We start from the raw sequence: 8,451 nt of genomic DNA, 5'->3' as shown, positions 1-8,451 counted from the left end.
ACCCGGTATCCGGTGGATCGTAAGGCTGCTCCGCTTAAGTGAACAGCATTAGCCTTTTGGCGGGTTTTTTCGTTTTTGGGCTACGGCGGATTCCGAGGGTAGTCAGCGGTGATAAGAGTAGTCTTAAGGATAGAGGTCAGTTTCCATATCGGAGACTACCTTTAAGACCCGCACCACCGCCCCGCTTACTGATATCGCCTGTTGCACCGTAAAGCCAAGAGAGCACGAGTCAAGCGCTTCGACCGCGACGGTCTTTACCTGGTTGTGCAACTCAACGGCCGCAAAGGCTGGCGGCTCAGGTACGTGAAACCCGACGGCCGCGAGGGCCTGATCGCCCTCGGCAGCTATCCAGTGGTCGGGCTGGGCGACGCACGCCGCAAGCGCTTCGAGATCAAGCAGCAGCTCGCCAACGGCATAGATCCCATCCAGTACAAGCAACAAACCAAGACTAAGGCCGTGGTCAACGGCCGCTCCTTCGAAAGCGTCGCGCTCGACTGGCACGCGAGCATGGTGCCGAAGTGGGCGCTCGGCTACACCAAGACTGCTCAGCCGATTGAAGACCCACGTATCCCCTTTGATCGGTGCCAGAAGCAAGCGTTGAGTTGGGCACTCACGACCTCATGCAGCCACTGGAAGCCGTGACAAAGCGCGGCACCATCGACGTGGCGCTCAGGATCAAGAACTACCTGCATAGCATCATGCGTGAAGCCAAACGGCTGCGGCTGATCACGGCGAACCCCGCTCACGACCTCGATGGCTCGATCAAAACACCACGGGTAACTCACCGGTTCGCACTACCCCTATCGCGACTCCCAGAGCTATCGACTTGCATCCAGGACTACAGAGGCCGCCCGCTCACGCGCCTCACGGTGATGCTGTCGTTGCAGGTATTCGTACGCTCCAGTGAACTGCGCTTCGCCCGTTGGAACGAGTTCGGCCTCCAGCGCGAAATCTGGGAAATCTCCGACACCCTCCCCGCGCTGGACGGCGCGCCCTTTCCACAAGGGGTACAAAGACGGCCGGGGATATCCACGTTGCACCTTTGTCGCCGCAGGCAGTGGCCTTGCTTGAGCAGATCCACGCGATCACCGGCAAGTTCGAGCTGGTGCTCGCGGGAGATGCCAAGCCGTGGAGACCGATGTCCGAGAACACGATGAATGCCGCGCTCAGGACGATGGGCTACGACACCAAGGTGGATATCTGCGGCCACGGGTTCCGGGCCATGGCGTGCAGTGCGCTGTTCGAGTCCGGGCTATGGTCGGATACGGCTATCGAGCGGCAGATGAGTCACGAGGAACGCAACAACGTGCGCGCTGCCTATACCCACAAGGCCGAGTTCCTTGAAGAGCGCCGGATGATCATGACCTGGTGGAGCCGGTTTATGGAGGCGAACAGCGAGGACCAGGTGACGCCGCATGAGTTCGCCAATCAGGCGGGTGAGAACGTTAAGCGCCTTCGCAATGCCAAGAGGACCGAATAGGCTGCCACACCGCGCTGCAAACACGCTGTGAAGTTGCCCACAGCACAGTATGAAGCTTCTCAAGGCGAGGATGGGAGGACCATGCGGATGATGCCCTGAACTCGATAATGCTGATGGGCCAGCCCCATGGCAGCGTGCTATGAGGACAGACGCCGCAGGAACACTCCAGGCATCGTCGTCAAGGCCAAGGAACGCAACAAGCTCAAGCCCAGTCTGAGAGGACCTACGAAAGCCGCCCAGCGCCCCATGAGCGCACTTTTAATAGAAGCCCTCCGGCATGCTTGATGATGGAGGGCTGAACAACCTACAACAATCAATCGCCGGGCTTGTGCTTATGAATCGGCAAAGTTGGGTGCTTCTTGTCGTTAGGCGGGTTTACGTGCCGTCTGCGATCATCTTTTCCATCTTCGCGCTTTGGCTTTGGACCCGGCTTGATATCAGTGAACATGTGAACTCCTGTAATCAACATGGATAAGGGCTACAAAACTGTAGCACATGGCCACACATCCGCCTGTATTTGGAGAGCGTCGGGGTGCACGGAGCCAGCGCTAGATGTGTAGCGAACAACTGGATTCCGACTATCCCTAGTGTGATGTTTCGCGAGTAAAAATCATATTTTGGTCTAGGCTTTCAGTATTAGAAATACCCTGGAGTAACGATATGAAAGCAGGCCGACCTGCAGCCCCGATTGAGCTGAGCGACGAAGAACGCATTGAACTGCTACGTCGCTCCCGCCAGCGTAAAGGCCCGGCTGAATCCCGCATTCGCGAAATCATCTTGGCGTGTGCAGGTGGAGAGTCAGGTACCGCCATCGCCCATAGGCTCGGCATTGGCGTGCACACGGTCTCGCGTTGGCGAGTGCGATTCAGTCGGCTGCGACTCGATGGTTTAAATGATGAACATCGTTCAGGCCGGCCTCGCAGCATTACCGATGAACAAGTACAGGCTGTGGTCAATCAGGCACTGCACTCCAAACCCGAAGGTGCCAGTCACTGGAGCACCCGGTCAATGAGTCAGGCAACCGGGATTTCTCCAGCCAGCGTCATGCGGATATGGCATGCCTTCGGCCTCAAGCCTCATCTGGAAAAGACTTTCAAGCTTTCGACCGACCCGCTGTTCGTCGACAAAGTCCACGATATTGTTGGGCTCGATCTCAACCCGCCTGACAAGGCTCTGGTGCTTTGTATCGACGAGAAGAGCCAGATTCAGGCGCTGAATCGTACTCAGCCAGGCTTGCCTCTTGCCCCGGGCAAACCCGTCACTCGCACCCATGACTACAAGCGCCACGGAACGACATCGTTGTTCGCGGCGCTGGATATCGCTACGGGTGACGTCATCGGGAGATTGAAGCGCCGTCATGGAAGTATTGAGTTTCTTGCCTTCCTCAAAGAGGTGGACGCCAACGTACCAGAGGGCATGCCCGTTCATCTGGTAATGGACAACTACGCGACCCCCAAGACCGACAAAGTAAAAGCATGGTTGGCAGCGCGCCCGCGCTATCGCGTCCATTTCATGCCTACATCAGCATCCTGGTTGAATCTGGTGGAGCGCTTCTTCTCGACGCTGAGCGAAAAGTGGATCAAGCGCCAGGCACATACCAGCGTGAAGGATCTGGAGGAATCTATTGAGTACTACCTGCCCACTCATAACGCCAATCCTCGACCCTTTCGCTGGCATCGAAAGGCCGATGACATCTTGGCGAGCGTCGACCGTGCAGCTGAGGCGCTAAGCCGAAAAATATGAGCGTTATTTGAGAAACACCACACTAGGTGCGGGCTTATATCCATGGCCAAGACGGTCAGTAGCTTGACTATGCCCGTCGAAAGCTGCTTGGTAGCAGCAATTAAAGCATTGTCAAAATGGCCAGTGATGGATGATAGGTAGTCTCGCACACCCGTCACAACCACTGCCGTTCGTCTAAACCGTGCGGAACAATAGTTTAGGCGCACCTCTCGGCACTCTCCAAGGTTTTGGGCGTTTCTACCCTACCCACATCTGACTAAGGGAGGGTGTGTTTGGGTGCAGCCATGTGCCACCATGCTGACTGCGCACAAGCATAGTAGGATGGCAGGCATGGAAAAGTATGCGAATACAGGCGGGACTCGGGCGTGGTCGGTTACGAGATTGGGCCAGGCTCAATTGTTTGAGCCTTCGAATTCGGCTGGAAATATCTGTATGACGGGACACGGCCTGGCGCTGCCATCGTCTCTCAGCTACAGCAGCTCGCTCGAGCTAGTCATAGTTTAAATAGCTGTTTAACTAAGGTTATAAAAGGTAGATTTTTCCGTAAGTCCAAATAACTGCATCTACCGCCTCTCCTTACTCAATACAGTTTTGGAGATAGGGATGAATGATCAAACTTCGCCGACCAGCCAGAGCTCAAGAGCCGTTAATAAATAGATCTCAGATTGCGCAGGGAAATTAATAAAGCGAAGCCAAACTTCAGAAAACAACCTATAACAATTCAAGTGGAGGAAGCATGGTAAATCACAACAGGGAAGTAGTAACATCCCTTTTCAGAGCACGTAGCAAATTTGTTGTGATAGGATTAACAGGCCGAACCGGGTCAGGCTGCACTACTGCGGCAAACATTCTTGAGAGCCTCAATCCTAATTTCCCAGACCTAAATGCCGTTCAGTACAAAGGAAAGGCTTTTTTTGAACGCTTAAACGGTAGGCGATACGAAATACTTAAAAGCTATGCCGAGCGAAACATCGTACAGTTCTACTCGATAAAGGTAAGCGACTTAATATCAGCTTATTTGTTATCAATGAACACCGAAGATCTTATTTCATTTATCATAGGAACACTTGAAGCCCCCATTGACAACACCAAATTAGTCGAAATTTTAGAAAACGGCTCCTATGGAAAAAGCAAGATAAGAACAAAATTTGTATCTATAATGAGTAAACTATTAAATCACGAAGAGAAGTTCATGCTTCAAGACAAAGAAAAGGAAAAATTTATTTCTTTCTTGCGGCTAATGAGAAAGTTTACAAACGACTTCAAAAACGAGCTGAGACAAATTGATAACGCGCTTTATGTGTCGATTTATCAATCAGCAGGGAACTCCATAAGAAAAATTGGATGCATCGACAAAGACTACAAGTCCGTCGATTTTATGCCCGCCAGCGTCTTTCATCTACCCGAGACTATAAACAGGGTAATCAAAGGCATTAGGAGCATAAAAGAAAAGGCTTTAATAGTTATAGATGCAATTCGAAACCCATACGAAGCCAGATTCTTCAAAGACAGATATTCTGCATTTTATCTTGTATCGATCAATGCTCCTGATGAGGATCGTGCGGCCTATCTACACAGTATTCACAAGTTCACCTCTGATAAGCTTCGTGAAATTGATAACCATGAGTCAGGAAAAACCAAGATCTCACACGCCGACTTCATCAGCCAGAACGTTAAGCAATGCATTGAAATATCGGATATACATCTATTCAATCCCAGAGGTGAGCTTGACAATAACAATGTACTAAAGGCCCAGTTGGCATGGTACGTAGCGTTAATGCTCCACCCTGGCCTTGTCTCACCAACATCAATGGAAAGAGTGATGCAAATTGCATACTCCGCCAAAAGTAACTCTGGCTGCGTTTCTCGGCAGGTGGGTGCCGTAGTAACTGATGCAGATTTCTCTGTCAAAGCTGTTGGGTGGAATGATGTAGCAAAAGGGCAGGTTCCATGCTCGCTAAGGTCACTCAAGGGTTTGATGAACGATTTCGACGCAGTCGCCTATAGTAAATACGAGCGAACAAATTCTGAATTCAGACTAAGCGCTGGCAAAAAGCTTATAAAGCTAGCCGACGCATTAGAATCAAGCGGCCAGAACTTATCGTACTGCTTCAAAGATATCCGCAACGGATTGGCTAGCAGTGAACGTACACGTGGTAACCAAGTGCACACTAGATCACTTCATGCCGAAGAGAATGCTTTTTTGCAAATTGTGAAATATGGTGGTGCAGCGATTGAGGGCGGAAAATTATTTACCACTGCCAGCCCTTGTGAACTTTGCGCAAAAAAAGCCTATCAGCTGGGATTGAGGGAAATTATCTTTATCGACCCATATCCCGGCATTGCGAATGACCACATATTAGAAGTCGGCGAAAACCCGCCTGAACTTTCACAGTTCTACGGAGCCGTAGGCAAGGGCTACCATCAACTCTATGACTCCGTTCTACCGTACAAAGACGAATTGGCATATATGGAATAATAATCAAGCTATGCGTCGAACTCTTTAATACTCGAAGGACGTTTTCAACGCAACGAAACAAGATGCGGGGCATTATTTAATTAACAACAAGCCCCTTCTTACCCGCAGTTGTATTAGACTTACATACTGATAAGGCCTCATCATCCATTATAAAGGAGTGCGCTCCATGAACCCCACATTCGAAACATCTAACTGATACCCGATGCTGCGCTCCCGATTTCCTTCTGGAGCCAGCTTCAATTCGTCTGGGCGCACACGCGGGCTGTAGCGCTCGGGTGATAGGCGGACGTCGACGACCTGCAGCGGGTTGGACCGCCCAGGCCGTCGAGCGCGCAGGGGGGGGCGCCGAATCAGAACGCCGTGCTCACCGTCAGCGACAGGTTGCGCGGGTCGCCGTAGATCGCCCCTGCGTAGAACCCGTACTGGGTGTAGTAGTGCTTGTCGAACAGGTTGTTGGCGTTGAGGCTGACGCTGGTGTCGTCGGTCACCTGGTACTTGGCCATGGCATTCCAGATCGCATAGCCGGACCAGTTCACGTCGGTGGCACTGCGGCTCACGCCGTTGGTGGGCTGGCCGGCCGGCGTGGACAGGGCGCGGATGTTGCTCTGGGCGGTGACGCCGGCGCCCAGGGTCAGGCGGTCCAGCGGGCCGGACAGGCGATAGGTGGTGGAGGCCTTGAACAGGTGCGAGGGGTCGCTGCGGCCGTCGCTGTCCACGCGGCGGAAGTGCAGGTAGGTGTAGCCGGCGTAGACGTTCCACTGGTCGGTCAGGGCGCCGGCCAGCTCCAGGTCGATGCCGTCGGTTTCCTGGCCGGAGCCGGCCTTGTAGGCGTCGTTGCCGGTCGGGGTGCTCAGGCCGTCGGCCAGCACCGCCTTGTTTTCCTGCTTGGTGCGAAAGTACGCGGCGGAGGCGTTGAGGCGGCCGTCGAACCAGGCGGCCTTCAGGCCGGTTTCGTAGCTCTGGCCACGGATCGGTTCGACTCGGTTGCCGGTGACGGTTTCCTGGGTCTGCGGGTTGAAGATATCGGTGTAGCTGGCGTACAGCGAGTAGGTGTCGTCGAGGTCGTAGACCGCGCCCAGGTAGGGCGTGACGATGCCGTTGTTCTGCTGGTTGCTGCGCGCGCCGGCGACGCTGCGGGTGGTGGACGAGTAGTCGGTGACGCGGGCGCCGGCGATCACCGAGAGCGGGTCGGTGATGCTCAGGCGGGTGGCCGCGTACAGGCCTTGCAGGCGGGTGGTGGTCTTGGTGTGGCGACCGGTCTGCGAGGCGAGCATCTGGAAGTCGTCGTCCACGCCGTTGCGCCAGTCGGTGACGGGCAGGCCGTTGTTGATGCGGAACTGGCAGCCGGCCAGGCCCGCCTTGCTCAGGCCGCCGCCGACCATGGTGCAGTTGTACTCAGGCGACCAGCCGACGGTGCGGCTGTCGTTGTAGCCGAGCATCGCCTGGTGGGTGCGGCCGAAGGCCTGGAAGGGGCCGGAGAAGTCGATCTGCGCCGATTGCTGGGTGGTGTCGCTGGAGCTGTGCAGGCCGTTGAGCACCGCGCCGCTGCCGTCTTCGTTCCAGTAGCCCTGGTAGCTGCCGCGCGCGGCCGAGTTGACTTTGGCCAGGCCGCGATGGTTGAGAGCCTCGGTGGTGCTCTGGGAGCCTTTGAGGTCCAGGGTCCAGTCGTTGTCGAAGCGGTGCTGCAGCGAGCCGAAGGTGGTGCGGGTGGTGTATTCGCCGAAGCTCCAGCTCGGCGCCAGGTTGCTGCTGCGCGGCAGGTCGGTCTTGCTGCCGTTGGCGTACCAGATCGGGATGTTTGCGCCCCAGCCGCCGCCGACCACCTTGCTGTATTCGTACTGGTAGCCGGCGCCGAGGGTGGTGGCGTCGTCCAGGTCGAACTCGAAGTTGGCCAGCGCGGCGCGGGAGCGGTCGGACTGGTTGTCGCGGAACGAGTTGCCGTCCTGCTGGGTGACCACGAAGCGCGAGCGCAGGCGGCCGTCGGCGGACAGCGGCAGGTTCAGGTCGGCGCCCAGGCGGCGCTTGTCCCAGCTGCCGGAGGTGGCGTAGGCGCTGCCGCCGAAGGTGCGGGTGGGCGCCTTGCGGATCAGGTTGACGGTGGCCGACGGGTCGCCCGTGCCGCCGAGCAGGCCGTTGGCGCCGCGCACGATGTCGATACGGTCGTACAGGTCCAGGTTCAGGGCGTTGCCGCTGCCGCTGAAGTCCGAGGCGCCGGGAATCTGCAGGCCGTCGAGCTTCCAGTTGCTGATGGCATAGCCACGGGCGCGGAATTCGGTGCGCCCGCCCACTTCCAGCTTGGTCAGGCTGACGCCGGGGGCGGTCTCCAGGGCCTGCTCGATGCTGTGGATATCGCGATCGTTCATCTGCTCGCGGGTGATGGTGGTCACCGACTGCGGCGTCTGCCGAGGGGTGAGGTCCAGGCCGGTGGAGCTGCGGGTGCTTTCGACCGTGTAGCCGAGCTGGCCGGTGGCGTCGGCGGCAGGCAGCGCGCTATCCTCAATGGTGGTCGCGCCCAGTTCGAGCGGCGCAGTGTCGGCGGCGAAAACGCTGGTGGAGAGGCTCAGGGCCACGCACAGGGCGAGCGGCGAGAGGCGGCTGCCGCCACGGCTGTAACGGGCGGTGGCGCTGGAAAGAAGCAAAGGATTCATTTGGGAAGGTTTCGTATTCGCAGATGGTTTTTGCTACGATTCTAGGGATGTGCCCTCCGGGCTCCATGCCCGGCTTGTACGGGGATGTAATGGAACGTAAC

The 8,451-nt window shown here is 56.1% G+C and carries 4 protein-coding genes and 1 pseudogene; 3 read left to right on the top strand and 2 right to left on the bottom strand.

The genetic code is table 11. The annotated features are described in order from the left end of the window. Positions 1–145: 145 nt before the first annotated feature. A pseudogene (locus IAE34_RS18430) lies at positions 146–1,480 on the top strand (tyrosine-type recombinase/integrase). Positions 1,481–1,793: 313 nt separating this feature from the next. On the opposite strand, the gene IAE34_RS24525 reads toward IAE34_RS18430, so the two are convergent. Continuing rightward, a complete protein-coding gene (locus IAE34_RS24525) occupies positions 1,794–1,928 on the bottom strand; it encodes a hypothetical protein (RefSeq protein WP_267908868.1) in 135 nt (44 codons plus the stop codon). Positions 1,929–2,140: 212 nt separating this feature from the next. On the opposite strand from IAE34_RS24525, the gene IAE34_RS18425 reads away from it, so the two are divergent. Together IAE34_RS18425 and IAE34_RS18420 are read left to right on the top strand one after the other, a co-directional pair. After that, positions 2,141–3,223, top strand: a complete 1,083-nt coding sequence (locus tag IAE34_RS18425; RefSeq protein WP_200140411.1) for an IS630 family transposase — start codon at positions 2,141–2,143, stop codon at positions 3,221–3,223. Positions 3,224–3,959: 736 nt separating this feature from the next. Continuing rightward, positions 3,960–5,702, top strand: coding sequence for an anti-phage dCTP deaminase (locus tag IAE34_RS18420; RefSeq protein WP_200140410.1), 1,743 nt, complete (start codon positions 3,960–3,962; stop codon positions 5,700–5,702). Between the two features lie 350 nt (positions 5,703–6,052). On the opposite strand, the gene IAE34_RS18415 is transcribed toward IAE34_RS18420, so the two are convergent. Then, positions 6,053–8,350, bottom strand: coding sequence for a TonB-dependent siderophore receptor (locus IAE34_RS18415; RefSeq protein WP_200140409.1), 2,298 nt, complete (start codon positions 8,348–8,350; stop codon positions 6,053–6,055). Positions 8,351–8,451: the final 101 nt, after the last annotated feature.

This window comes from Pseudomonas sp. S30 (genome assembly GCF_016518545.1).
Lineage (GTDB): Bacteria > Pseudomonadota > Gammaproteobacteria > Pseudomonadales > Pseudomonadaceae > Aquipseudomonas.
Note: the sequence above shows the minus strand (reverse complement) of the source record. Positions and strands in the feature narration are given on the sequence as shown.

Coding starts and splice junctions, on each gene's coding strand:
- IAE34_RS24525 (WP_267908868.1), bottom strand. CDS start 1,928: ATGTTCACTGATATCAAGCCGGGTCCAAAGCCAAAGCGCGAAGATGGA.
- IAE34_RS18425 (WP_200140411.1), top strand. CDS start 2,141: ATGAAAGCAGGCCGACCTGCAGCCCCGATTGAGCTGAGCGACGAAGAA.
- IAE34_RS18420 (WP_200140410.1), top strand. CDS start 3,960: ATGGTAAATCACAACAGGGAAGTAGTAACATCCCTTTTCAGAGCACGT.
- IAE34_RS18415 (WP_200140409.1), bottom strand. CDS start 8,350: ATGAATCCTTTGCTTCTTTCCAGCGCCACCGCCCGTTACAGCCGTGGC.